The following is a 24,346-nucleotide window of genomic DNA, read 5'->3' as shown; positions in this document are numbered from 1 at the left end:
CATTCACCTCCGCGCAACTCAGGCCCGGTCCACATTGACGGTGTCGGTCTCGACCTCGGTTTCCGCCGCCGCCATCGACCGCGTCTCTGTTTCCCGGCTTTCCCGGCTCCCCGGTCGCTGCGCATCCGCGAGCCGAAGCTCGCTGTGCTGTGCCGCCCTGGCCAGCGAGTGACTCGCCGTGGGGCTGGTAAAGAAAATGAACAGCAGGATCAGGCCCAGCTTGAACAGCGCCAGGCTCCAGCCCGCCAGTAGCATCAGGCCGCCGACAACCAGGAACGTCGCCAGGGTGTCGGTCATGCCCGCGGCGTGCATACGGGTGTAGAAGTCGGGAAAACGCAGCAGGCCGACGGCGCCGGACAGCATGAAAAAGCAGCCCAGGGCCAACGCCAGCCCGCTCAGTACCGTCATTACCAGCTCAATCATTGGCCACCCCACTGCCGGAACGGAATTCAAAGTAACGCAGCACGCCGATCACGCTGACAAAATTGATCAGTGCATATACCAGGGCAATATCCAGGAATTCCGGTTTGCCGAGGGTGAAACAGATCACCGCAATCAGCAGTACGGTCTTGGTGCCGAACACATTGACGGCCAGCACCCGGTCGTAGAGGGTCGGGCCCAGCAGCGCCCGCACCAGCGCCAGGGCCATCACCACCAGCAGCGCAATCAGGGTTACCGTCAGCATCACTCTTCCAGCGCCCTCACCCGTCGCTCCATCTCGCCCCTACGCAGATCCTCCAGCCCCCGTGTGTCCAGGGCGTGCACCACTATTTCGTTGTTCTCAACCTCTACCGCCACTGTCCCCGGTGTCAGCGTGATCGAATTGGCGTAGAGCACCTTGCCCAGATCGGTCTGCAGCCCGGTTTTTATCCGGCCACTGGCGGCCTGAATGGACGTTCTGCCCCGCCAGACAGCGGCTGCCACCTCCAGGTTGCTGCGCACGATCTTGCGGAACAGCCACCAGTAGTAGCCCGGCAGTGCCAGCGACAGGTGCAGCGGCTGGGATTCGCGGTCGACCAGCTGCATGCGCCGCGCGAGAAGGATCACCAGGCCGATCGACAGCAGTCCGAAGCCGAGCAGCAGCGGTGTGTAGTGACCGGAGTTCGCCAGCCAGATAAAGGCCAGCACCGCAAACAGCGACAGGGTGTAACGCATGATCAGCTCGCCAACGCACGAAGTAGAAACAGAACGGGAGAGAACGACTTCCCTTCCCGTAACATTCGTCGACCGGAATACATCAGCTCTCCATCACCGCGTCACACCGATAGTGCTTTTCGAACAGGTCCCGCATCACCAGCGACGCCTCGGCATCGGTCGCATATTGCGCCGGTCCGGCGGCCAGCCTGCCGATCAGGTCGTCCAGGGTTTCCCCCTCCGGCAGGCAGAAGCGGCTGTCGAGCCGCTGTTCTGCGGCATCGGAAAGGCGGCTTGCGCGGGTGCGCATGGCGCGGGCCACAAACCCGGACGGGCGTTCCTCTTCGGCGACAATCTCGTTGCTCGCCGACAGGTAGCCCAGCACATAGGCCCGGCAGTTGGCCGCTGCGGCGGAGCGGCCGTCCTCCAGGTATGTCCGGCAGGCGGATACCAGTTCCGCAGCAGTCATGGGTTCCAGTGCGGCAAGCGGCTGGCAGAACACCAGCGCGAGCGGCGCACCGATACGGATCAGTAATCGCTGTCTTCTCGCCATAGTTGCCTGTTCTTTTATTATTGAAATTTTGTATTGGCCCGGGGCTTGTATAGAAAACGGATACAGGGAACAGCGTTCCCCGATTTGCCGCACGCTCGGTGCAGCCCCGGGGTGTGCATCCTGTTCTCGATACAAATCCCATCAGGCTGTCGATTACTTTGGCATTTAAGGTGTGCCGAATATTGTCAGCTTTGTGAAAAAGTGTGTCCGTGTATGGCACAGGAGGGGGCCGGAGCCCCGGCGATCAGTGGAAACGCGGCGATTTGGCGCCGATCGAAGGCTCTGATAGAGTCGAGGTGATAGGCGCCGCAGCGGCTGCAGGGACCGCCCGGCGCACTCTTCCATGTTTCGCGACAGTAAATAACAAACCGGGTTTTGGAGTTCGATGCCGGGGCCGATCCGGGTTGTGCCATTGGCGCAGCTCCGAACTTCGAAACCTGAGTCACAAAAAGTGAATCTCATGGCCGAGCCCAAAGCCTCAGTACTGGTGGTCGACGACGACTCCGATATCCGGGAGCTGATTTCCCGCTTGCTGACCGCGGAAGGCTTTCGGGTCCAGCCCGCGCGGGACGGCGAGGAAATGTTTGCGCTCATGGAGCGGCAGCCGGTGGACCTGATCCTGCTGGATGTGATGCTGCCGGGGCGGGACGGCTTCGATCTCTGTCGCCAATTGCGCAGCGACCTGCAAATGCCCCCGGTGATCATGGTCACCGCCAAGGACGATGAAATAGATCGCGTCGTGGGCCTGGAGCTGGGCGCGGACGACTATGTCGTCAAGCCGTTCAGCGGCCGCGAACTGCTCGCGCGTATCAAGGCGGTGCTGCGCCGAGTGCACCAGCCCGTGGCGCTGGCCCGGCGCGAGCTGTTCCATTTCGCTGGCTGGCGTTTCTACCCGGCGCAGATGGAACTGTTTGACGCCGATGCCACCGCCATTCCGCTTTCCACCAGCGAGACAGAGCTGCTGCTGGCCTTTGTACAGCATCCGCAGGTGCCGCTGTCCCGCGACCGGCTGCTGGACCTGACCAAGGGCCGCGAGAGCTTTCCCTTCGACCGCAGCATCGATTCCCACGTCAGCCGCCTGCGGCGCAAACTCGGCGACGACGCCCGGAAACCGGAAATCATCAAGACCGCCTGGGGCACCGGCTACATCTTCACTTATCCGGTGGAGGCAGAGTGAAGCGCTGGCTGCCCGGTAGCGTCCGCTCGCGGACCATCCTGGTACTTTTCTGCGCCTTTCTGCTGTCGCACGCCGCCAGCCTGGCGATCTACGAAATCAACCGCGAAAAGACCATCCTGCTGACCGAGGCTACAGACCTGGCGGAACGGATCATCGGTGTGGTCGAACTGGCCCGGGGTTTTCCCGACCGGGACCGCCAGCGCATTCTCGCAGCGGCAGAGACCCAGTTCCTGACCACCTTCCCGGAGCCGGGCAACCTGGACAGCGAACGCTGTCGCGACAACGATTTCTCCCGCCGCCTGGATCAATCCCTCAGCCGCGCCTTCGCCGACGTGGCCGGCTTTCACGCCCGCGTCTGCCTGCGGCCACTGCAACCCGCCACGCTGCTGTCGAGACGCGAACCACTGCACGGCTTCGATGTGCTGGTATCGGTCAGCTTTCCCGACAATGAACGCACCCTGTTTCACGCGATACTGCCGGAGGGGAAATCCCTCGTCCACGATGCGGTGATGCTCTACCTGCTGTTTTCCGGCCTGGCCGCACTGTTGCTGGCCGGCTACCTGATCCGCAAGACGGTCGCACCGCTGGGCCGGCTGGCGCGGGCGGCCGACAGCCTCGGCACCAATATCGATGCCCCGCCGCTGCCGGAGGACGGCCCTACCGAAGTGGCGGCCGCGGCCCGGGCCTTCAACCGCATGCAGCGGCGCCTGGCGCGGCTGGTGCACGGCCAGACACAAATGCTCGCCGCCGTCTCCCACGACCTGCGCACCGCCGCCACACGGCTGCAACTGCGCGCGGAACTGCTGCAGGACCGGCACGAGCGCGAGGGGCTGCTGCGGGTGGTGGAGGATATGAAGGCGATGATCCAGTCGGTCCTGGATTTTGTCCGCGGCGTGGAACCGGGCGAGTCGCCGCGCAGGACCGACCTCACCGCGCTGGTGGAGAGCCTGTGCGAGGACCTGCGGGAGGAGGGTTATCCGGTATTCTTTGCCGGCGATGAAAACAGCCATGTCATCGAGTGCCGCCCGGTGGCGCTGCGCCGGGCGCTGCAGAATATCATCGACAACGGCATAAAATACGGCGGCCGGGTGCGGGTATCGCTGCTGGACGATGGCGACCGTGTCCGCGTCGCGGTCGACGACAGCGGGCCCGGCATTCCAGCGGCGGAACTGGGCGCGGTGCTGCAGCCCTTCTACCGCCTGGAGAAGTCCCGCAACAGCAAAACCGGCGGTGTGGGCCTGGGGTTGTCGATCGCGGCCAATACCGTGCGGGCCCACGGCGGGGAGTTGTCACTGGAAAATATCGGCCGCGGGCTGCGGGTGAAGATACTACTGCCCTGGGCGCACGGCATGCCCACGCATTGACCCGGGCAGCACTATTTCCCATCAAGTCTCGATCGGCAATGTGTGATAGCGCTTACCGGTAACCGCGGCCAACGCGTTGGCCACCGCGGGCGCGATCGGCGGCACGCCCGGTTCGCCGACCCCGGTAGGCGGAGCCGTGGAGGGCACGATATGCACTTCCACCTCCGGCATCTGGTTGATACGCAGCACCTGGTAGTTATGGAAATTGGATTCGACCACCTGGCCATTCCGTAAAGTCACGGCACTGACCAGCGCCGGCGCCAGGCCAAAACCGATACCGCCTTCCATCTGCGCGCGGATTACATCCGGGTTGATCGGCACACCGCAATCCACGGCGCACACCACCCGCTCCACCTTGAAACTGCCGTCGTCCGCCACGGACACCTCTGCCACCTGGGCGACATAGGAATTGAACGACTCGTGCACGGCGACACCGCGACCCCGCCCCTTTGGCAGTGCCTCGCCCCAGCCGGCCTTGTCTGCGGCCAGTTTCAGCACTCCCTGCCAGCGCGGATGATCGGCCAGCAGCTTCATCCGCAGTGCGACCGGATCGCGCCCCGCCCTGGCCGCCAGCTCGTCGAGGAAGGTTTCGGTGGAATAGGCCGTGTGGGTGTGGCCGACGGAACGCCACCAGAGCACCGGAACCTGTTCCTCTGTGGAAGTGAGTTCCACCCGCACATTCGGGATCGCGTAAGGCAACGTACTGGCACCTTCCACAGAGGAGTGATCGATACCATTTTCGATGGACTGCCCGAAGACAGTGCCAGAAAGAATGGACTGGCCGACAATATGCTGCTCCCAGCCGACAATGTTGCCCTCGGCATCCACACCGCCGCGCACCCGGTGCACATAGGCGGGCCGGAAGTAGCCCGCCTGCATATCGTCCTCGCGCGACCACACCAGTTTGACCGGCGTGCCCGTTTTCGCCCTGGCGATCTCCACCGCCTCCACGAGGTAATCCGATACCGGGTTGGCGCGGCGACCGAAACTGCCACCGGCATACAGCATGTTCAGCTTGACCCTGTCCGCCGGCAGCCCGAGCAGTTTGCCGATATTCATCTGGTCGACAGACTGAAACTGCTCACCGTTCCAGATCTCGCAACTGTCCTTTTCCACCAGCGCAACACAGTTCATCGGCTCCATCGAGGCGTGGGCGAGATAGGGAAATTCGTAGGTGGCCTCGATCACGCTTTCGGCATTGGCCAACACGCCCCTGGCGTCGCCATCATCGCGCGCGACGCTGCCCTCTTTTCCCGCCAGCTCGCGGTACTCCGCCATCATCTGCGCGGAGCTCTTGCTCATCGCCCGGGACTCGTCCCACTCGATCTCGAGTTTGTCCCGCGCCACCCTGGCACTCCAGAAATCCTTTGCCAGCACCGCAATGCCCGAAGGGACCTGGATTACATCCACGACTCCGTTTGACGCCAGGGCCTGCTTGGCATCGAAGCGTTTTACCCTGGCACCAAAACGCGGCGGATGGGCCACCACGGCGGTGAGCATCCCCGGCAACTGGATATCCTGGGTAAATACGGCTGTGCCATCGGTTTTACCGACGTCTTTGCGCGGCAGCGACCTGCCGATACAGGAAAACTCGGCGGGCTCCTTCAAGCGGACTGATTTCTTGTCCGGTACCGGCAGCGACGCCGCCAGTTCCGCCAGCTCGCCGAAGCTCGCACGTCTATTGCTGCCGGGATGGCTCACAATGCCCTGCTTAACGGCAATTTCCCCCGCGGGAACCTCCCAGCGCTGCACCGCGGCGGCAACCAGCATGGCCCTGGCCGTCGCGCCGGCGAACCGCATCTGCTGGTAGGAATTGGCAATGGCCGAACTGCCACCGGTGCCCTGCATCGGCCCCCAGTTCAGGTTGTTGTAGCGTTTTGCATCGGCGGGCGCACCGACGGAATCGATCTGCTCCCAGTCCGCATCCAGTTCCTCCGCCACCAGGGTGGCGAGCCCGGTGTAGGTGCCCTGCCCCATTTCCACGTGCTTGATGACCACCGACACGCGGTTGTCCGGGCCGATGCGAACAAATGCGTTGGGTGCAAATCCACTATCGGGACCCGGGCTTTTGCTCACGGATCCCGATACAGACCAGACCGCGGGGCTATTGATCGCCAGCGTCAGGCCCGCACCGGCACCGCCGATGACTTTGAGGAAATTACGGCGGCTTTCCTGCGCGTTCACAGGCGAGCCCGCTTGAAGGTGTCCCCGGGTATTGCGATTGATCCAGCGCATAAAATCCCTCCCGTTCAGGCCAGTTGCTTCGACGCGTTCTTGATCGCACCGCGAATACGCTGGTAGGTATTACAGCGACAGATATTGCCGGACATTGCGGCGTCAATATCGCCATCCGTCGGTGAGGGGTTTCTTTCGAGCAGCGCAATGGCCGACATGATCTGGCCGGACTGGCAGTAGCCGCACTGCACAACCTGGGTTTCATTCCAGGCCCGCTGCACGACTTCCGCCACCGGGGATGCGAGGCCTTCTATGGTGGTAATCTTCCTGCCGGCAACGGCCTGCACCGGCGTCGTGCAGGAGCGGATCGGCTGCCCGTCCATATGGACGGTGCAGGCACCACACAGCGCCATGCCACAGCCGAATTTGGTTCCGGTCATCTGCAGGTGATCGCGGATCGCCCAGAGCAGCGGCGTATCCGGCGTGGCATCCAGGTCGTGATCGGCGCCATTGACGTTGATTGTGATCGGCATGGCCAGCTCCCCTTGTTAGATTTATCGGAAACCACAGCAAACAGACGCGGCATCTCGACAAAAATACTACGTATCAGCCACAGGAATAAATAGCTGGATAGTGTTGAATTCTTGCCTATTCCTATGTGGTCCGGGCGCTGGCCGACAACAGGCCCTCAGCCTGCAACCTGCACCAGGGGCTTCAGTGCAAACCTGCCATAGGCAATAAATACACAGACGGCAGCCACCACCAGCCAATAGATCATCGGGCCGTGGTTGGTCTCACCGGAACTGAGGTGCAACACGGAAAACAGCAGCATTTCCGCGGCGATACAGAGGGCCGCGATCGGCGCCAGTACTGCCAGGGGCTTGTAAAATGCCGGAAGGATCAGGCAGACACTACAGGCCAGTTCGAAAACGGCCATTCCCAACCAGGCGCCGTGCGGTATCGCATTCAGCGAAGGCACCGTCTGTTCCGGATTGGAAAACTTCCACACGGCGCCCATGGCGGTGTGCAGGGCGAGAATGATTTGCAGAACCCACAACAGGATATTCACTATTATTCTCCTTATCGAGATGGTTTTGGATTGGAAACGGTATTCTCAGTCCAGTTCGGACAGGATATCTTCGAGTGACGTAAAGAATTCCCGCCACCCGTGCTTGGCGCCGCCGTAGGCCTGCTTCTGGTCCGGCCGGAACCCTTTCTGCTCCATACGCAGCAGCGTGCCGCCATCGATCGACTCCAGGGTAAAAGTCACCACGCTCTGCAGGTTGTAGGCCGCCTCCGGGTGGGGGAAATTCCAGGTGTAGGAGAGCGTCTTGTGCGGCTCGACCACCAACACCTCGCACTCCAACACACCACCCCAGTTCCCGTGCAGATTGAAGCGGTGTCCCGGCACCGGCTGGAAATCGTTTTTCATCAGCCACTCCTGGATCAGGTGCGGCTGCGTCAGCGCGCGCCAGATTTTCTCCGGTGGGTGGGCAATCTCGCGCTCCACAACCACGGAGAGCGTTTCAGCCGTTGTATCATTCATTGATCCATCCTTTTCAGAAGGTCCTCGAGATCGTCAAAGCGGCGCTCCCAGAACCCGGCCATTTCACTGGTCCAGTCGAGCAGCGGTACCAGCGCACCGGGCCGGGGGCTGTAGTGCGCCTGGCGCCCCTGCTGGCGGTCTTGCACCAGTCCGGCCTGTTTCAGGACACCGAGATGCTTTGACACAGCCGGTTGTGAAACACCGGCTCCCGCGGTCAGGGACCCGACCGTCTGCTCTCCCTCGCGACACAATCGCTCAAACAGAGCCCTCCGAGTTGGATCGGCCAACGTTTTGAACAGCACATCATGGGCGTCTGACATTTAGAACCTATAACTATCAAGTCATGAGTAAATATATTACTCATTGGTTATGAGTCAGTCAAGGCAGTAGCGATACCGGCATAATAATCCTCAAAGTCCGGCATCTCGGGCTGACAGGCGTCTTTCATATTCTGTTACTATTCCAGAATGAAACACGCTCCACCCCCCCGATTCGCCAGGCCACTGTCACTGGTTGCCATACTGCTGCTATTACTGCAGGTGCAATCGGTCTTTGCCTGCGAAATGATTGAACATTCGGGCCCGGTCTCCGAATGCTGCTGTGGAGAAATGATTGACGGGCAGACGCCCGACTGCGGCTGTTGCACCGTAGAAACCGGACTGTCGTTGAAAGCAGATTTCGACAGCAGCGAGATTCCGCTGCCTGCGGCCCAGTATTCATTGGAACAGCCGGATCTGCACGGCCCACCGGACTACCGCTGGCCACAGACTCTGGCCCCGCCATCAAGCATTCACTTCATTACCCTCTCCCCCTCGGTCGCCAGTCCGGGCAGGCTTACCTGGCTCGCTACCAGACGCCTGCGTATCTGATCTCCTCCTCGACAAACAACACCGACTTTCCGTGTTTTCGGCGCATTCGTGTGCCTGAGTGTTCGAGGAACAAATCTTGCTCTCAGAAAAAGTGCAGATACTACTGGCCATTCTGTGGCTGGTACCCCTGTCGTCGGCTGCGTGTGAACCCCCGCCGGTGGCAGATAGCGAATCGCTGGTACAGCTGGCGCTGGATTGCAATCCGGCGCAGCGCTCCCTGGATGCGCGCGTCCGGGCCCAGGCCTCGCGCGCCGCGGCCACCGGACATCTCGACGATCCCGGGCTGATGCTCGGTATCGCCCCCGAAACCTTTGGCAATGAACAGTTGCCCGACGGCACTGTGGTCGAACTCAGCCAATCGCTGCCCTGGCCGGGCGTACTGGCCCTGCGCCGGGCCATTGAAGACTCCGGCACCGATATCCTCGCCTTCGAGTACGACCGGGGCGCGGTGACACTGGCGCATTCGCTGCGTCTAGCCTATGCGGACTGGCGCTACCGGGAGCAGTTGTTGGCCATCAACCGGCGCCACCGGGATCTGTGGCAATCCTTTATCGCCGCCAACCGCACGCGCTACGCCGTCGGCAGCGGCCGCAAGTCCGCATTGCTGCAGGCCCAGCACGAGGCGCACCAGTTACAGATTGAAGAGATTGCCCTGTCGCGCGCTGTCGAACGCGATAAAAGCCGTCTGGCGCGGCTGCTCAACCTGCAACCAGCCGATCTGCCGGCCAGCGCCCCCCTGCCGCGGCGGGAACCGCCGCCGGACGCGCTGGCCCTGGCGCTGGACAGCCTCGGGAACCAGCCGCAACTGCAGCGCCTGGCCGCGGAGGAGACGCGCAAGTCCCGCCAACTGGCCCTGGCGGAAAAAGACCGCTACCCGCAATTCAACCTGCTCGCCCGCCACAACAATATCTGGATGGATCCGGACCAGCGGCTGTTCGTCGGCGTCGGCATCAATCTGCCGCTGGATATCGGCGGCAAGCGCAGCGCGCGCGAGCGCAGCCTGGCGGCGGAGAAACTGGCCGTCGAATGGCAGCGCCAGGATGCCGCCCTGGCCCTGCAGGACACACTGCGCCGCGCCGATAGCCGCCTGCGCGAAGCCCGCGAAACCCTGCAACTCTACCGCGATGAATTGCTGCCGCTGGCGGAGGAGAGCCTGGCCACCGCCCGCGACGACTTCGCCGCGGGCAGCGGCGATTTTCTCGACCTGCTGGTGGCGGAGCGCAACCTGCTCAAGGTGCGGCGGGATATTGAAGCCGCCAGGCGCGACCGCTTTGTCGCCACTGCCCAACTCACCGCCGCCGCGGGGCTGGTGTTGCTGGATGACTGGAATTCCCTGGGTGCGCGGAGCTCCAGCTCCGCCAGCGGGCCAAAGGCCACTCATACCAAGGTTTCCGCAAGAATTTTTGGGAAATGAAAATGATTAAAAACAGATACATCGCCGGCGCCCTGTTGCTGTTTGGTATCGCCGCCCTCTCCTGGTGGGCCCTGCAAGGCGAACACTCGACGAAAAACAGCGCGGAATTTATCGAAGCCGGCCCCTTCCGCATCGCCGTCTTCATAGACCCGCAAAAACCCCACGCTGGCAATAACAGCATCCGCATAGAAGTCCGCGACACAGACGACGAGCCGGTCGAAAACGCGCAAGTGCGCGCCGTCGCCGAAATGCCGGCCATGGGCAGCATGCCGGCGATGCGCGCCCCGGCGGAAATCGCCGAGACGGCGCCCGGCGTCTACGAGGGCGAATTCGAACTGTCCATGGAGGGCGCCTGGCCGTTGGCGGTGGACGTGGCCACCGGTGCCGACAAGCACGTGGACCTGGTGTTCGACATGACCACCAGCCGCGCCGGCCTGCGTCTGAAATCCGCACCAGAGGCCGGCGACACCGCCTACTACACCTGCTCCATGCACCCGTCGGTCGAGTCCGCCGCGCCGGGCACTTGCCCCATCTGCGGTATGGACCTGCAGCCGGTCAGCCGCGAGGAACTGGAGAGCGGCAGTATCGCGGTGGACACCAACCGCCGCCAGACCATCGGCGTAAAAACGGGGCTGGTCGAGCGCAAACCCTTCGCGGTGCCGCTGCGCCTGCAGGGCAAAATCGCCTACGACGAGACGCGCCTGGCGGATATCAGCCTGCGTTTCGATGGCTGGATCGGCGAGCTGGACGCGGATTTCGAAGGCAAGCCGGTGGCCCGCGGCGACCTTTTGTTTACCGTCTACAGCCCGGAGCTGCTGTCGCTGCAGGAGGAATACCTGCAAGCCGTAAAGCGCGGTGGCGCCACCGAAGGTGCCGCGCGCCAGCGCCTGAAACACTGGGGCCTTAGCGGGCGGCAGATAGACTGGCTGCGGCAACAGAAAAAGGCGCGGGACTATGTACCCATCTTCGCGCCGCAATCGGGCACGGTGATCGAGAAAAATATCGTCGACGGCTCCGCCTTTAAAAAGGGCGACACGCTGCTGCGGCTGGCCGACCTGTCAACGGTATGGGCGGAGGCCAACGCCTATGAACAGGATCTGGCATTGATCGAAGTGGGCATGCCCGTGGAAATCGCCCTGCCCAACCGCGATCGCGGCGACCGCTCCGCGCAGGTGATGCAGGTCAATCCCTACCTGGAAGGTTCAACTCGTAGCGCCCTGGTGCGTATCTCGTTGAACAATGAAGAGGGAAAACTGCAACCCGGCAGCTTCGACGACGTCACCCTGCGCGCGGAACTGGGCGAACTGCTGCTGGTGCCCGCAGACGCGGTGCTGATCAGCGGCCGCAAACGCATCGTCTTCCTCGACCTGGGCAACGGCCGCCTGAAACCTGTAGAGGTACGCACCGGCTACAGCGACGGCAACAATATCGTTATCCGCAGCGGCCTCGACGAGGGGGACCGCATCGTCACCTCCGGCGTCTTCCTGATCGCCGCCGAAAGCCGGCTGAAATCGGGGGTGAACCAATGGTAGAGAAACTGATCGCCCTCTGCGCCCGCAACCCGGGCATCACCCTGCTGCTCGTTGGCCTACTCGCCCTGGCCGGCTACCGCAGTATGCTGGCGGCGCCGCTGGATGCGATTCCCGACCTGTCCGACACCCAGGTGATCGTCTTTACCGACTGGCCCGGGCGCAGCCCGGACCTGGTGGAAGATCAGATCACCTACCCGCTCACCAGCGCCATGCTCGGGGTGCCCAACGTCAAATCCGTGCGCGGGCAGAGCTTTATGGGGCTCTCCTTTGTCTACGCCATTTTCGAGGACGGCACCGATATCTACTGGGCCCGCTCGCGGGTGCTGGAATACCTGAATACCGTTCAGGACCAGTTGCCCGAAGGCGTACGCCCTACCCTGGGCCCGGACGCCACCGGCGTGGGCTGGGTCTTCCAGTACGCGCTGGTGGACAAATCCGGCAAACACGATCTGGCGGAACTGCGCGCACTGCAGGACTTCAAATTGCGCTACTGGCTATCATCGGTGGACGGCGTGGCCGAGGTGGCCTCGGTGGGTGGTTTCCAGCGCGAATACCAGGTGCAGATAGACCCGCACAAGCTGGCGGACCTGGATGTTCCGCTGAAAAAAGTAATCCGGGCCATACGGCGCTCCAATAACGACGCCGGCGGCCGGGTGCTGGAAATCGCCGGCCACGAACACTTTGTGCGCGGGCGCGGCTACCTGCAATCCAGGGACGACCTGCGCCAGGTGGTGATCGGCACGGACGACAACCATGTGCCCATACTGCTGGAACAGGTGGCGGACATCACCTTCGGCCCGGCCATGCAGCGCGGCCTGGCGGAGCTGGACGGCGAGGGGCAGACGGTCGGCGGCATCGTCGTGATGCGCTACGGCGAAAATGCGCTGGCGGTGATCGACCGGGTCAAGCAGCAGCTCGAGGACGTGCAGGCGGGCCTGCCCGACGGCGTGGAACTGCTGATCACCTACGACCGCTCCGATCTGATCCTGAGCGCCATCGACAACCTCAAACGCACGCTGATCGAGGAAATGATCGTGGTGGCGCTGGTGATCTTCGCCTTCCTGCTGCATGCACGCTCGGCACTGGTGGCGGTGATCACATTGCCGGTGGCGATTCTGCTGGCGTTTATACCGATGTATTTCCAGGGGCTGACTGCCAATATCATGTCCCTCGGCGGTATCGCCGTGGCCATTGGGGCGATGGTGGACGCGGCGGTGGTGATGGTGGATAACATTCATAAAAAGCTCACCGCGGGCGCTCACAAAAACCTACACCGCCCCGGGGACCGCACACGGAAAATTGTCCTAGCCATGCAGGAAGTCGGGCCGAGCATTTTCTTCTCGCTGCTGATCATCACCATCTCCTTCCTGCCGGTGTTCTCGCTGGAGGCCACCGAGGGTCGCCTGTTCAAGCCGCTGGCCTACACCAAGACCTACAGCATGGCCTTCGCGGCGATACTCTCGGTCACCCTGATCCCGGCGCTGGCGGTGCTGTTGATCCGCGGCAGATTCCGTTCCGAAGAAAATCCCATCAACCGCTGGCTCACCGGTACTTTCCTGCCCGTCATCCGCTTCTGTATCCGCCACCGCAGGGCGGTCGCGGCAACGGCGCTGCTTTTGTTGCTGTTTGCCGCGCTACCGGCGCGACAACTGGGCAGCGAATTCATGCCGCCGCTGAACGAGGGCAGCATCCTCTATATGCCCACCGCCCCGCCGGGTATGTCCATCACCGAGGCCGGCAAGGTATTGCAGCAGATGGACGCGGAACTGAAATCCTTTCCGGAGGTGGAAAGGGTATTCGGCAAGATCGGCCGCTCCACCAGCGCCACCGACCCCGCGCCCCTGTCGATGGTGGAAACGGTGGTCACCCTGAAGCCCCGGGATCAGTGGCGCGAGGGCCTGACCTGGGACGACCTGATCGCGGAGATGGACGAAAAACTGCGCTATCCCGGCATGCCCAATATCTGGTGGATGCCGATCCAGACGCGCACGGAAATGCTCGCCACCGGTATCCGCAGCCAGCTGGGTATCAAGGTGTTCGGCGACGACCTGAACCGGATCGAGGAGACCGCCGTGGCCATCGAAAAAGCGCTGCTCGAAGATCCGCGCACCGCCGACGCCACCCGCAGCGCCTTCGCCGAGCGCCTGACCGGCGGCTACTTAATCGATTTCGATATCGACCGCGCGGCCGCCGCCCGCTACGGCCTCAACGTGCAGGACGTGCAGGAACCACTGATGGCCGCCGTGGGCGGCGTGGAAGCCACGCAGACGGTGGAGGGCCGCGAGCGCTACGGCATCAACCTGCGCTACGCCCGCGACTACCGGGATTCCCCGCAGCAGCTGGAACGGCTACTGCTACCCACCGCCACCGGCGCGCAGGTGCCGATCACCGAAGTGGCGGATATCGAATTCCGCACCGGCGCGCCCATGATCCGCAACGAGGACGCGCAGCTGGTGGGCCTGGTGTTCGTCGACCTGAAGCGCGATATCGGCGTGGCCGACTATGTGCAACAGGCGAAACAGGTGGTGGCGGAGAAGGTGCAATTGGAGCCCGGCCAGCGCCTCGCCTGGGCCGGCCAGTTCCAGTATTTCGAGCGCGCCAAGGCGCGGCTGCTATGGGTGATTCCCGCCACACTGCTGGCGGTGTTCCTGTTACTCTACCTGCACCGCCGGAGTCTGGCGGACACCCTGTTCGTACTCTCCGCCACCCCTTTCGCGCTGGCGGGCAGCCTGTGGCTGCTGTATCTGCTCGACTACAAGCTCAGCGTGGCTGTCTGGGTAGGTATGATTGCCATGGCCGGGCTGGCGGCGGAGATGGGGCTGCTGATGCTGCACTATCTCAGTAGTGCCGGGAGAGAATCGGCTTCGGGGAGTTTCACCGAAAATGTCGCCCGGAGCGCCGCCCAGCGTATCCGCCCCATGCTGATGACCAGCCTCACTCTGATGATTTCGCTGGTGCCGATCATGCTCTCCGGCGGCACCGGCGCCGACGTGATGAAGCGCATCGCCGCACCCATGGTAGGCGGCACCCTCAGCGCGCTGCTGTTTGTGCTGTTGGTAATGCCTGCGATCTTTGCGCTGTGGAAATCGAAAGATGCTGAAACGGCGGAAGCCAAACCGTAGGATGGGCAAAAGAGCGCAGCGACGTGCCCACCCTACAGACAAGCGTGAAATGTGAAAGAATAATGGAACCGAAAACCATTGGGAAAAAGTTCAAGCAAGCCGGATTCATAAAGCATGCTGATCATTAAAACCACCGCACTTTTTGTTGTCACCGCCGTAGCGGAAATTCTCGGCTGCTTCCTGCCCTACCTGTGGCTGCGCAAAAATGGCTCCGCCTGGCTGTTATTACCCGGCGCCATCAGCCTGGTCGCCTTTGTGTGGCTGCTGTCCCTGCACCCGGCCGCCAGCGGTCGGGTCTATGCGGCCTATGGCGGCGTCTATGTAGTGACCGCGCTCTTCTGGTTGCGCTACGTCGAGGGCTTCGAACTGTCGACCCACGACTGGGTAGGTGCCGCCGTGGCGCTGTGCGGTATGGCCATAATGGTCTCGGGATGGAAAAGCGCCTGATTCCGTCCACGGATTTTCAGCGCTCCCCACCGCAATTCCGGTCAGGTTTCCGTGCCCCGATCCCGACCATGCACCATCCGGTACAACAGCGGCAACACAAACAACGTCAGCAATGTCGACGAAATAATCCCGCCAATCACCACCGTCGCCAACGGCCGCTGCACCTCGGCGCCGGTACCGGTATTGAGCGCCATGGGCACAAAACCGAGGCTCGCCACCAGGGCTGTCATCAGTACCGGGCGCACGCGGATCAGCGCGCCGTCTACGATCGCCGACAGCAGGTCCCTGCGCTCGGCGCGCAGCTCGCGGATAAACGACAGCATTACCAACCCGTTCAGTACCGCCACCCCGGACAGGGCGATAAAACCCACGCCGGCGGAAATCGACAGCGGCATGCCGCGCAGCCACAGCGCCAGCACGCCGCCGGTCAGCGCCAGCGGCACGCCGGTGAAGATGATCAGCGCATCGCGCAGGGAACCGAAAGCGGTAACCAGCAGCATCAGGATAACGCCGAGCGTGACCGGCACCACCAGAGACAGGCGCCGGCCGGCGGATTCCAGTTGCTCGAAAGTGCCACCGTAGTCCAGCCAGTAGCCGGGCGGCAGCTGAACCTCTTCGGCGATGCGCGCCTCGGCCTCGTCGACAAACGAACCCAGGTCGCGCCCGCGCACATTCGCGGTCACCACCACCCGGCGCTTGCCATTTTCGCGGCTGACCCGGTTCGGCGCCGGCGCCATCTGCAGATCGGCGACTTCCGCCAGCGGCACGTAGTTTCCTGATGGATAGCTTCCCGATGGATCGCTTCCCGATGGACCGCTCTCCGGCAGCGGTACCGGCAGCTCGCCGAGCCGCTCCAGGTCGCGGCGGATATCCTCCGGCAGGCGCACCACCAGTTGGAAGCGCCGGTCGCCCTCGTAGATCAGCCCGGCGGTCTCGCCGCCGATGGCGGTCGCCACCAGGTCCTGCAGCGTCTGCAGATCGAGGCCGTAGCGGGCCAGTTGAATACGCTTCGGCACCACGGACAGCACCGGCAGCCCTTCCACCTGCTCGATGCGCGCATCGGCGGCGCCGTCGATTGTCTGCAGGACAGTGAGAATATCCCCGGCGGAGGCCACCAGCTGGTCCAGGTCGTCGCCGAACACCTTGATACCCAGGTCCGCGCGCACGCCGGAAATCAGCTCGTTGAAACGCATCTCGATCGGTTGGGTGAACTCGTAGTTGTTGCCGGGCAGCTCGCGCACCGCCGCCTCGATTTCGTCGATCAGCGCCTGCCGCGGCTTGTCCGGTTCCGGCCACTGGTCGCGCGGCTTCAGGATCACGAAGTTGTCGGCCACGTTCGGCGGCATCGGGTCGGTGGCCACCTCCGGGGTGCCGATCTTGGCGAAGACCTTGTCCACCTGCGGAAACTCCTTGATCCGCTTTTCCAGCAGCTCCTGCATCGCCACCGACTGTTCCAGGCCGGTGCCCGGAATCCGCAGTGCGTGCAATGCGATATCGCCCTCGTTCAGCTGCGGAATAAATTCCGAGCCCAGTGTGGTTGCCAGCCAAGCACAGAAAATTACCAGCGCCATGGCCGCACTCAACACCAGCCAGCGCACCTTCATCGCCGCCAGCAGCAGTGGCCGGTAGACGGATTTCACCGCGGTAATCAGCCGGTTTTCCTTTTCGCTCACCCTGCCGGTCAGGAATACCGCCACCGCCGCCGGCACCAGTGTCAGCGACAGCACCAGCGCCGACAGCAGCGCCATCACCACCGTCGCCGCCATCGGGTGAAACATGCGGCCCTCGACCCCGGTCAGTGAAAACAGCGGGATATAGACCACGGTGATGATCAGCACCCCGAACAGGCTGGGCCGGATCACTTCGTTGGTGGCGTGGAACACCAGCTCCAGCCGCTCCTCCAGCGGCAGCGTGCCACCGGCCCGGCGCTGGGCCTCCGCCAGGCGGCGGATCGCGTTCTCGACGATAATCACCGCGCCGTCGACGATCAGGCCGAAGTCCAGCGCACCCAGGCTCATCAGGTTGGCGGACACACCGGTCTTCACCATGCCGGTGATGGTGGCCAGCATCGACAGCGGGATCACCGCGGCGGTAATCAGGGCCGCGCGGAAATTGCCCAGCAGCAGGAACAGCACCACGATGACCAGCAGCGCACCCTCCACCAGGTTTTTCTGTACCGTGGCGATCGCCTTGTCCACCAGCGTGGTGCGGTCGTAGACGGCTTCCAGCCGCACGCCCTCCGGCAGCGAGGGTTTGATTTTCTCCAGCGCCGCGGCCACATCCCGCGCCACCGCGCGCGAGTTCTCCCCCACCAGCATCATCGCGGTGCCGAGCACGGTTTCTCGGCCGTCGCGGGTGGCGGCACCGGTGCGCAGCTGCTTGCCGATGGCGACGCCGGCGATATCGGAGATCCTGACCGGCGCGCCGTCGCGGTTGGCGACCACGACATTTTCGATGTCGGCAATGCTCTGCAGCTGTCCCGGCGATCGCACCAGCAACCGCCGGCCGCCGCTTTCCACAAAGCCGGCACCGCGGTTGTCGTTGTTGCGCGCCAGCGCGTCGGTGACCTCGGCCATGGACAGGCCGAAGGCCAGCATTTTGCGCGGGTCCGGCGTCACGTGGTACTGCTTGTCGTAGCCGCCAATGGTATTGACCTCGATAACCCCGGGCACCAGTGCCAGCTGCGGTCTGATGATCCAGTCCTGGATTTCCCGCAGCGCGGTGGCATCGTAGGGACTCCCGTCGGGCTGTGTCGCGCCGGGCAGCGCTTCCACCGTATACATGAAGATTTCGCCGAGCCCGGTGGCGATGGGTCCCATCTCGGGTTGCAGGCCGGGCGGCAGCGCGCTTTTTATCGCGCCGAGGCGCGCATCGATCAGGTTGCGGGCAAAATAGATATCGGTGCCCTCCTCGAACACCACCGTTACCTGCGACAGGCCGTAGCGGGACAGCGAGCGCGTATAGGCCAGGTTCGGCAGGCCCGCCAGCGCCGTCTCCACCGGGTAGGTGATGCGCTGTTCCGCCTCCAGCGGCGAATAGCCCGGCGCTTTGGTATTGATCTGGACCTGTACGTTGGTGATATCCGGCACCGCATCGATCGGCAGCCGCTGGTAACTCCAGAGTCCCGCACCGATCAGTACCAGTGCCAGGGACAATATAAGGTAACGCCGCTCTATCGAGAGGCGCAGAATGGCTTCAATCATTGCTGGCCTCCGTCAGTGGGCGTGGGATGCACCGGATTTTTCCATATCGGCTTTGATGAGATAGCTGTTGGCGGTGACATAGCGCTCGCCGGCCTTGAGCCCGCCCAGCACTTCAGTCACGCGGCCGTCCGAACGACCCAGTTCCAGCTGCCGCGGTTCGTAGTGATCGCCCCGCTGCACAAACACTACGCTACCGCCGTGGCGCGACTGCAATGCGCGGTTCTCCACCACCAGCGGCACCGCCGCTTTCTCCACCAGCACCCTGCCCTCCAGCATCAGGTCTGCGGGCCAGCCGAGTTCGCGGTTGTCGATGGCCGCGCGCGCCAGCACGAACGGCTGCCCGCCCGGGGCCGGCACCAGGTTGCCAATCTCCGCCGGCAGCTGCCGGTCGCCATTGCTCAGCGTGACTTTCTGGCCGCGGGCGATTTCCGGCTGCTGGCCCGGAAACACACGCAGTTCCACCCACAGGCGGTCGAAATTGGCAATGGTGAACAGCTCCCGCTCGCCGCTGTATTCGCCGCGGCTGGCCTGCTTGTCGATCACCTGGCCCGCGATGGGGGCCGTGAGCGGGTAGACCTGCAGGCTGTCATTCGATTCGATTCTCGCCAGCGTCTGGCCCTTCTCCACCCGATCGCCGATTTCCACCGCAACGGACACGATGGGGCCGGGAAAGCGCGCGTGTACGTGGCTGAGGCTGCCATGGGCCAGCGCGGTCTTGCCGTAGAGCGTGAGTGTCCGGCGTATTTCACCGGGGCCGGCGATGGCGGTTTCGATGCCGGCCTTTTCCGCCATGGCGCTGTCGATCTGTACCCGCTCCTCGTCGTGACCGCGGTGCTCGCCGGAGGCCCGGGCCGAATTCGGCAGCACCGTGGCGATGCAGAAAAGTGCCGCAAGCAAATTCCATCGGTGCGCACGGCGTACCTTGCGGGATTCCGATTGTTCTCTGTTTTTCATCATCAATCCGATGTCGATATTCATTTTTGTGGCTCCGCACTGGCTGGCAGCAGCGGTGCGGCCGTCATCTGTTCAATCTCGGCGCCGTAGCGCAGCGCTGCGCCGGCGGCTTCAATTCTTGCCCGTCGGGCACCGATCAATTCTTCGCGGGCCGACACCCATTCGAGATAGGAATAGCGGCCGCGGCGATAGGCGCGCTCCACTTCCGCCAGCGCCTCGCGCAGGGTCGGCACCACTTCGCCGCCGAGGATTTCGACCGCCGACAGTGCCTGCTCGCGGCCGCTGACGGCGCGGAACAGGCGGCTTTCCAGCCGCAGTAACGCCGCCTCCCGTTCGCGTGCCACCTGCTGCCGCTCCGCCAGCGCAGTGGCCACGGCGCCGGTGTTGCGGCGCACGGGAAACAGCGGCAGCTCGACCCCGGCCACCAATGTGGTTTCGTCAATTTCGCGGGAGTGGCGAAGGCCGGCGGACCAGCCGATATCCGGGCTCGATTCCGCCTCCGCCAGGCGCAGCTGCGCGGCCCGCAGCCGATCCTCCGATGCGAAACGGGCGATCGCCGGGTTGCGCCGGGCGCGGGCGTAGAGCTCGCCAAAGCCGGCGGATGGAGGGAAGCGGTAGAGTTCGCCGGGATCGAGGCTGAAACGGGCGTTGTCCCCGCCCCAGAGCGAAACCAGTGCCCGCTTGTGATAGCGCAACTGCCGCTGCCACTGCTGCACCGCGAGACGCGCGCGCGCCAGTGCCGCGCGGGCGCGCAGGGCTTCGGCGCGCGGCGAGGCCGCAGCCTGCACCCGCCGCTCGACTGCGCCGAGGGTGTCGCCGGCGAGCGCCGCCGAGTCGCGGGCCAATGCCAGCTGTTGCTGCGCGGTCAATACATCCACATAGCGCCGGGTCACTTCCCCCAGCAGATCCAGTGCCCTGGCCTGGCGCTCCGCCTGCAGCAGGTCCCGGCGCGCTCCCGCGACATGAACCCGCGCGGCGCGCTGGCCACCCAGCTCGATCACCGACGACAGGGATACCGTCAGCTCGGCGTCCTCGCTGCCACCCTCGCCGCCGAAATTTTCCAGTTCGCCGCCGAGAGTCAGTGGCGGGCGCAGACCGACCGTCTGCGCCCTGCCCGCCAGGGCCGCATCGCGGAACCGGAATACGGCCAGTTCCGGGTTCTGCGCCAGGATCCGGTCGATGGCTTCCGCCAGCGTGAGTTGTTTTCCGGTGTCCGGCGGCTGCGCCGGCGCCCGGGATGTTGCGAAAATCAGCGGCACCAGCAGCAAAAGCCGGGCACACCGATACCGCGCGCGAAAAGTGCGCGCCAAAAAAGACAGCATGGTTGTCTCCCGAGTTACGTGATCAGAAGCGCGCGCAATTCACAGGCGCGCGGAATCAGTGGGCAACTCAGGCGATGGGCGGGCGGAAAAGCGCAGAGAAATAGTCGGAGAGAAAGGCGGGATTATCGGTGTCCCGCAATACGCGGGCGCCCGGGTCGAAAAGGCCGGACAGCTGGCCGGTGATACCGACAACGCCGCTGCCGTGACAGTGGCAGCAATGGTGGCAGAAATCCGGGCCATTCGGATGGTCCGAACCGGAAGAGTCAGATTCGATCGCCTCCTGCGGAAGCCTGACGGCCTGCTCCCCATCCAGGTGATGTGGCGGTATGTGGGTGGCGATATCCTGAAGCTGCTCGTGACTATCATAGAAAGCCATTGCGGTCTGGAAAAGTACCAGCGCAATCAGCAGATAGCATATTCGAGCGGCGTTGATCACAGGGGAATCACTTTTGGTGACTGGTTAAAACTGACTTTAGCAAAGCGGCCCCCGCTCCTCAAGCCAGCGGCAGTTGACCGGCGAAATGCTTCCGACCTTGGTCGTATGGCGGCACAGCGTCCGAAAAATTAGCGTAAACGGGCCGGCACAGGTATGTGACGAACCATCAGAAACCGGAAAAACCGGTCCACGGCCCCTACCGCACTCCTTCGCAGTTTCCAGGCAGCGCGACCGCCGGCTCCATCAAACCAGCGAGGAGAGACAACAAGATGATATCCACCATCCGTTCCGCGACCGGCGCACTGCTGCTGTTGGCCACGCTATCGGCACCGGCGGCCTTGGCGGCCTGCGTCGACAATGTGGTGCTGGTGCACGGCAACACCGGCTATCCGTCCGACTGGAACAATACCTACGAAACGCTGCTCGATCGCGGTTACCAGCCGGGCCAGGTCTATCGGCCCAGTTGGGGTTCCAAGACCTGTGCCGCCTGCAACAACCACAGCGGTTCCGAGGAAACGCCGGTGCGCAGTGCAATCAATACGGCGATCGCACAGTCCTGCACCGGCAGGATCGACGTGATCGGCCATTCCATGGGGGTCACCCTGGCGGCCAAGGCCATTGTCGAGGAGGATCGAGCCGGCAGTGTCGACGCATTTGTCGGCATCGCCGGGGCCTATCGCGGCCTCTGGACCTGCGGCGCCTATCCGTTCAATGTGATCACCAGTACCTGCGGCGCGGACGGCCTGTCGGTGTCCAGCCCGTTCCTCGACTGGCTCTACGGCAAAAACATCGCCGCGCGGGTCTACTCGATCAAGAGCTACGCAGACCAGATCGTCTGCGGAACCGGCACCTGCCTGGTTTACGGTATACACTCGAGCCGCATACCGGGCGAGACGGCCTCCTATACCTACACCTACGGCCACTTCGGCCTGCAACTATACACCGCCGACCGGCAGTACTCGCTGCTGGATTGAAGCCCACGGCGGACCCGGTCCGCCGCTACCCGCGCGATGCAGGAGACAATCCGCGGCCCCAACCGGCGATCTTTTTTCGACGCAGCGACAGCAGGAATATGGCGATCGCCAGGTATATAGCCGGCTCCACCCAGCCACTTTTCAGCGACCACCAGAAATGCCAGCAGGCCAGCAGTACCAGTGGATAGATAAAGCCGTGCAGTTTTTTCCAGTTGCGCCCCATGCGCCGCATCAGGGCCGGCAACGAGGTAACCGCCAGTGCCAGCAACAGCAGCAGGGCCGCAAACCCCACCAGGATATAGCTGCGCTCCACCAGCTCCGTGGCGATCAGCGACCAGTCGAACGCGAGTTCGAAGGCCAGCCAGGCGCCGAAATGCAGCAGCGCCCAGACGCAGCACCAGAGCCCCAGCGGGCGCCGCAGGCGGTTGAGCTGGCCGAACGAGAGACTGCTGGCCAGCGGCGAAACGAGCAGGGTCAGCATCAGCAGCCGCAGTGCGCCCAGCCCCAGGAAATGGATCAGCGCCTCGACCGGATCGCCACCCAGCGCGCCCTGTTGGATCGCAAAAAACAGCCACAGCAGCGGCGCCGCCGCGCCGAGATGCACTGCGACCTGCAGCGCCACTGCGGCGCCTTTGCGCCACTGCAGCGGCCGCGCGCCGCCGGTTCGTTGGATTGTTGCCATCAGTAGTACTTCTTCAGGTCCATACCGGAATACAGGGAGGCCACGCGTTCGCCGTAACCATTGAACGGCAGTGTCGGCTGCCGCTTGACCGACAGCGGCCCGCCCGGGCCGATAAAACGCTCGCTGGCCTGGGACCAGCGCGGGTGATCCACCGCCGGGTTCACATTGGCGTAGAAACCGTATTCGTTGGCTGCCAGCTTGTTCCAGGTGGTGGGCGGCATCTGCTCCACCAGGCGGATCCGGACGATCGACTTGATCCCCTTGAAGCCATACTTCCACGGCACCACCAGCCGGATGGGCGCGCCGTTCTGGGTCGGCAGGGTTTTGCCGTACAGCCCCACCGAAAGGATCGCCAGCGGGTGCATGGCCTCGTCGATACGCAGCCCTTCGACATAGGGATAATCGATGCCACCGCCCAGGTAGCGGTTCTTCTGCCCGGGCATCTGCCCGGGATCATAGAGGGTTTCGAAGGCGACATATCTGGCGCGGCTGGTGGGCCGGAACCGCTGCAGGAATTTACCCAGTTCGAAACCGACCCAGGGAATCACCATCGACCAGGCCTCGACACAGCGCATGCGGTAGATCCGCTCCTCCAGCGCGGTGTCGGCCATCAGTTGCCAGACATCCACGGTGCCGGGCTTTTCCACCTCGCCCTCGACGGTCAGTGTCCAGGGCTCGATCTTCAGCGACTGGCTCTCGCGCGCCGGGTCGGTCTTGTCGGTGCCGAACTCATAGAAATTATTGTGGTTGGTGACCTTGTTTTCCGGGGTCAGGGGCAGGTCGGGTTTCGGGGTCTGCGCGGTAAAATCCAGCGGCTTGCGCGCGGCGCCGGGCTGTTTGTCGTCTTTGTCGGATGAAAACAAGTCGAGCACGCCGGCCCGCGCCGGCCCCACCAGCAGCAGGCCACCGAGGCCCAGTCCCTTCAGCAGGGTGCGGCGTTTCAGGTAGGTGGATTCCGGGGTGACCGCGCTCTCCGACAGGTCTCCGGGCTTGTTCGTTTTTATCAGCATGGTCGATTCCATTGGCAGTGACCGTTCGGTGCAGGTTATCAATCCCTTCGGAAAGGCCCAATAGCCCGCTCTCGAAATCAGACAGGGGAATTGGCGGAAAGTTGTCTGGTGACTTCATACCCGATTCTGGTCTACCCAAGCGCCATGAAGGATCCGACCGGGTACAGACTGAACAGTCAGTCGTGAAACTTGCACATAAAATAATCAGACTGGATCGTCACCGGCGGCAAAAAGTCATGCAGATTGAGTATGTAAGGTTCAAATTCGGCTTCCCTGCGCAATAACTTCTCCCGATTTTCGCATTCAGGACACCATCTGCCTCGGATTAGAGGTAATTCATGCCTTTTGGAGCTTTCAGCCTTTATACTTGTCCTAAGCTAGGTGCGTCGGCGCCACAGAGGCGCCGGCGGCCTGTGAAGTAGGACGTATAAA

22 protein-coding genes are annotated in these 24,346 nt (G+C 63.3%); 7 read left to right on the top strand and 15 right to left on the bottom strand.

The window, feature by feature from the left end:
• Nucleotides 1-18 precede the first annotated feature (18 nt).
• From mnhG to MWN76_RS14225, 4 genes are all read right to left on the bottom strand, one after another.
• Nucleotides 19-423: a monovalent cation/H(+) antiporter subunit G gene (mnhG, locus tag MWN76_RS14240; RefSeq protein ID WP_250462192.1), complete on the bottom strand. Its 405-nt coding sequence runs from the start codon at nt 421-423 to the stop codon at nt 19-21.
• Nucleotides 416-685, bottom strand: coding sequence for an MrpF/PhaF family protein (locus tag MWN76_RS14235; RefSeq protein ID WP_250462190.1), 270 nt, complete (start codon nt 683-685; stop codon nt 416-418). The genes mnhG and MWN76_RS14235 overlap by 8 nt, the downstream gene beginning before the upstream one ends.
• Nucleotides 685-1,155, bottom strand: coding sequence for a Na+/H+ antiporter subunit E (locus MWN76_RS14230; RefSeq protein ID WP_250462188.1), 471 nt, complete (start codon nt 1,153-1,155; stop codon nt 685-687). The genes MWN76_RS14235 and MWN76_RS14230 overlap by 1 nt, the downstream gene beginning before the upstream one ends.
• A gap of 82 nt (nt 1,156-1,237) precedes the next feature.
• Entirely contained in the window at nt 1,238-1,687 is a 450-nt protein-coding gene (locus MWN76_RS14225; protein WP_250462186.1) for a Rap1a family protein, read from the bottom strand.
• A 460-nt stretch (nt 1,688-2,147) separates the two neighbouring features.
• Here MWN76_RS14225 and MWN76_RS14220 point away from each other — a divergent pair, with 460 nt between their 5' ends.
• Nucleotides 2,148-2,864: a response regulator gene (locus MWN76_RS14220; protein WP_250462184.1), complete on the top strand. Its 717-nt coding sequence runs from the start codon at nt 2,148-2,150 to the stop codon at nt 2,862-2,864.
• The gene (locus MWN76_RS21185) at nt 2,861-4,228 is read left to right on the top strand and encodes an ATP-binding protein (protein ID WP_250462182.1); all 1,368 of its coding nucleotides are present in this window, start codon (nt 2,861-2,863) and stop codon (nt 4,226-4,228) included. The genes MWN76_RS14220 and MWN76_RS21185 overlap by 4 nt, the downstream gene beginning before the upstream one ends.
• A gap of 21 nt (nt 4,229-4,249) precedes the next feature.
• On the opposite strand, the gene MWN76_RS14210 is transcribed toward MWN76_RS21185, so the two are convergent.
• From MWN76_RS14210 to MWN76_RS14190, 5 genes are all read right to left on the bottom strand, one after another.
• Nucleotides 4,250-6,463, bottom strand: a complete 2,214-nt coding sequence (locus tag MWN76_RS14210; protein WP_250462180.1) for a xanthine dehydrogenase family protein molybdopterin-binding subunit — start codon at nt 6,461-6,463, stop codon at nt 4,250-4,252.
• Nucleotides 6,464-6,477: 14 nt separating this feature from the next.
• Nucleotides 6,478-6,936 (bottom strand): (2Fe-2S)-binding protein, encoded by a 459-nt coding sequence (locus MWN76_RS14205; RefSeq protein ID WP_250462178.1) that lies wholly within the window; start codon nt 6,934-6,936, stop codon nt 6,478-6,480.
• A gap of 155 nt (nt 6,937-7,091) precedes the next feature.
• A complete protein-coding gene (locus tag MWN76_RS14200) occupies nt 7,092-7,472 on the bottom strand; it encodes a DoxX family protein (RefSeq protein WP_250462176.1) in 381 nt (126 codons plus the stop codon).
• Between the two features lie 45 nt (nt 7,473-7,517).
• Nucleotides 7,518-7,949, bottom strand: a complete 432-nt coding sequence (locus MWN76_RS14195) for an SRPBCC family protein (protein ID WP_250462175.1) — start codon at nt 7,947-7,949, stop codon at nt 7,518-7,520.
• Nucleotides 7,946-8,269: an ArsR/SmtB family transcription factor gene (locus MWN76_RS14190; protein WP_250462174.1), complete on the bottom strand. Its 324-nt coding sequence runs from the start codon at nt 8,267-8,269 to the stop codon at nt 7,946-7,948. The genes MWN76_RS14195 and MWN76_RS14190 overlap by 4 nt, the downstream gene beginning before the upstream one ends.
• Before the next feature lie 625 nt (nt 8,270-8,894).
• On the opposite strand from MWN76_RS14190, the gene MWN76_RS14185 reads away from it, so the two are divergent.
• The 4 genes from MWN76_RS14185 to MWN76_RS14170 all read left to right on the top strand — a co-directional run bounded on the left by MWN76_RS14185 (nt 8,895) and on the right by MWN76_RS14170 (nt 15,333).
• Nucleotides 8,895-10,232, top strand: coding sequence for a TolC family protein (locus tag MWN76_RS14185; RefSeq protein ID WP_250462173.1), 1,338 nt, complete (start codon nt 8,895-8,897; stop codon nt 10,230-10,232).
• A gap of 2 nt (nt 10,233-10,234) precedes the next feature.
• Entirely contained in the window at nt 10,235-11,764 is a 1,530-nt protein-coding gene (locus MWN76_RS14180) for an efflux RND transporter periplasmic adaptor subunit (RefSeq protein ID WP_250462172.1), read from the top strand.
• Complete coding sequence (locus tag MWN76_RS14175) at nt 11,758-14,886, top strand: efflux RND transporter permease subunit (RefSeq protein WP_250462171.1); 3,129 nt, start codon at nt 11,758-11,760, stop codon at nt 14,884-14,886. Before MWN76_RS14180 ends, MWN76_RS14175 begins: the two co-directional genes overlap by 7 nt.
• A 114-nt stretch (nt 14,887-15,000) precedes the next feature.
• Complete coding sequence (locus tag MWN76_RS14170; RefSeq protein ID WP_250462170.1) at nt 15,001-15,333, top strand: YnfA family protein; 333 nt, start codon at nt 15,001-15,003, stop codon at nt 15,331-15,333.
• Between the two features lie 41 nt (nt 15,334-15,374).
• Here MWN76_RS14170 and MWN76_RS14165 read toward each other — a convergent pair whose 3' ends face one another.
• The 4 genes from MWN76_RS14165 to MWN76_RS14150 all read right to left on the bottom strand — a co-directional run bounded on the left by MWN76_RS14165 (nt 15,375) and on the right by MWN76_RS14150 (nt 21,248).
• A complete protein-coding gene (locus MWN76_RS14165) occupies nt 15,375-18,536 on the bottom strand; it encodes an efflux RND transporter permease subunit (RefSeq protein ID WP_250462169.1) in 3,162 nt (1,053 codons plus the stop codon).
• A 12-nt stretch (nt 18,537-18,548) separates the two neighbouring features.
• Nucleotides 18,549-19,514, bottom strand: a complete 966-nt coding sequence (locus MWN76_RS14160; RefSeq protein ID WP_250462167.1) for an efflux RND transporter periplasmic adaptor subunit — start codon at nt 19,512-19,514, stop codon at nt 18,549-18,551.
• Entirely contained in the window at nt 19,511-20,812 is a 1,302-nt protein-coding gene (locus tag MWN76_RS14155; protein WP_250462165.1) for a TolC family protein, read from the bottom strand. The genes MWN76_RS14160 and MWN76_RS14155 overlap by 4 nt, the downstream gene beginning before the upstream one ends.
• A 67-nt stretch (nt 20,813-20,879) precedes the next feature.
• Complete coding sequence (locus MWN76_RS14150) at nt 20,880-21,248, bottom strand: hypothetical protein (protein ID WP_250462163.1); 369 nt, start codon at nt 21,246-21,248, stop codon at nt 20,880-20,882.
• 269 nt (nt 21,249-21,517) lie between these two features.
• On the opposite strand from MWN76_RS14150, the gene MWN76_RS14145 reads away from it, so the two are divergent.
• On the top strand, nt 21,518-22,222 hold the full coding sequence (locus MWN76_RS14145) for an alpha/beta fold hydrolase (RefSeq protein WP_250462161.1): 705 nt from the start codon (nt 21,518-21,520) through the stop codon (nt 22,220-22,222).
• Between the two features lie 25 nt (nt 22,223-22,247).
• On the opposite strand, the gene MWN76_RS14140 is transcribed toward MWN76_RS14145, so the two are convergent.
• Nucleotides 22,248-22,904, bottom strand: a complete 657-nt coding sequence (locus tag MWN76_RS14140; RefSeq protein WP_250462159.1) for a protein-methionine-sulfoxide reductase heme-binding subunit MsrQ — start codon at nt 22,902-22,904, stop codon at nt 22,248-22,250.
• Nucleotides 22,904-23,914, bottom strand: a complete 1,011-nt coding sequence (gene msrP / locus MWN76_RS14135) for a protein-methionine-sulfoxide reductase catalytic subunit MsrP (RefSeq protein ID WP_250462157.1) — start codon at nt 23,912-23,914, stop codon at nt 22,904-22,906. The genes MWN76_RS14140 and msrP overlap by 1 nt, the downstream gene beginning before the upstream one ends.
• Nucleotides 23,915-24,346: the final 432 nt, after the last annotated feature.

It is taken from the genome of Microbulbifer litoralis (assembly GCF_023634065.1).
Lineage (GTDB): Bacteria > Pseudomonadota > Gammaproteobacteria > Pseudomonadales > Cellvibrionaceae > Microbulbifer > Microbulbifer litoralis.
This window is presented reverse-complemented; position numbering and strand designations above follow the sequence as displayed.

What these genes read in the sequence shown, in the direction of transcription:
- mnhG (WP_250462192.1), bottom strand. Translation starts at nt 423, where the DNA reads ATGATTGAGCTGGTAATGACGGTACTGAGCGGGCTGGCGTTGGCCCTG.
- MWN76_RS14145 (WP_250462161.1), top strand. Translation starts at nt 21,518, where the DNA reads ATGATATCCACCATCCGTTCCGCGACCGGCGCACTGCTGCTGTTGGCC.
- MWN76_RS14195 (WP_250462175.1), bottom strand. Translation starts at nt 7,949, where the DNA reads ATGAATGATACAACGGCTGAAACGCTCTCCGTGGTTGTGGAGCGCGAG.
- MWN76_RS14230 (WP_250462188.1), bottom strand. Translation starts at nt 1,155, where the DNA reads ATGCGTTACACCCTGTCGCTGTTTGCGGTGCTGGCCTTTATCTGGCTG.
- MWN76_RS14210 (WP_250462180.1), bottom strand. Translation starts at nt 6,463, where the DNA reads ATGCGCTGGATCAATCGCAATACCCGGGGACACCTTCAAGCGGGCTCG.
- MWN76_RS14140 (WP_250462159.1), bottom strand. Translation starts at nt 22,904, where the DNA reads ATGGCAACAATCCAACGAACCGGCGGCGCGCGGCCGCTGCAGTGGCGC.
- MWN76_RS14225 (WP_250462186.1), bottom strand. Translation starts at nt 1,687, where the DNA reads ATGGCGAGAAGACAGCGATTACTGATCCGTATCGGTGCGCCGCTCGCG.
- MWN76_RS14170 (WP_250462170.1), top strand. Translation starts at nt 15,001, where the DNA reads ATGCTGATCATTAAAACCACCGCACTTTTTGTTGTCACCGCCGTAGCG.
- MWN76_RS14190 (WP_250462174.1), bottom strand. Translation starts at nt 8,269, where the DNA reads ATGTCAGACGCCCATGATGTGCTGTTCAAAACGTTGGCCGATCCAACT.
- MWN76_RS14205 (WP_250462178.1), bottom strand. Translation starts at nt 6,936, where the DNA reads ATGCCGATCACAATCAACGTCAATGGCGCCGATCACGACCTGGATGCC.
- MWN76_RS14155 (WP_250462165.1), bottom strand. Translation starts at nt 20,812, where the DNA reads ATGCTGTCTTTTTTGGCGCGCACTTTTCGCGCGCGGTATCGGTGTGCC.
- MWN76_RS14220 (WP_250462184.1), top strand. Translation starts at nt 2,148, where the DNA reads ATGGCCGAGCCCAAAGCCTCAGTACTGGTGGTCGACGACGACTCCGAT.
- MWN76_RS14165 (WP_250462169.1), bottom strand. Translation starts at nt 18,536, where the DNA reads ATGATTGAAGCCATTCTGCGCCTCTCGATAGAGCGGCGTTACCTTATA.
- MWN76_RS14175 (WP_250462171.1), top strand. Translation starts at nt 11,758, where the DNA reads ATGGTAGAGAAACTGATCGCCCTCTGCGCCCGCAACCCGGGCATCACC.
- MWN76_RS14160 (WP_250462167.1), bottom strand. Translation starts at nt 19,514, where the DNA reads ATGAATATCGACATCGGATTGATGATGAAAAACAGAGAACAATCGGAA.
- msrP (WP_250462157.1), bottom strand. Translation starts at nt 23,914, where the DNA reads ATGCTGATAAAAACGAACAAGCCCGGAGACCTGTCGGAGAGCGCGGTC.
- MWN76_RS14235 (WP_250462190.1), bottom strand. Translation starts at nt 685, where the DNA reads ATGCTGACGGTAACCCTGATTGCGCTGCTGGTGGTGATGGCCCTGGCG.
- MWN76_RS14180 (WP_250462172.1), top strand. Translation starts at nt 10,235, where the DNA reads ATGATTAAAAACAGATACATCGCCGGCGCCCTGTTGCTGTTTGGTATC.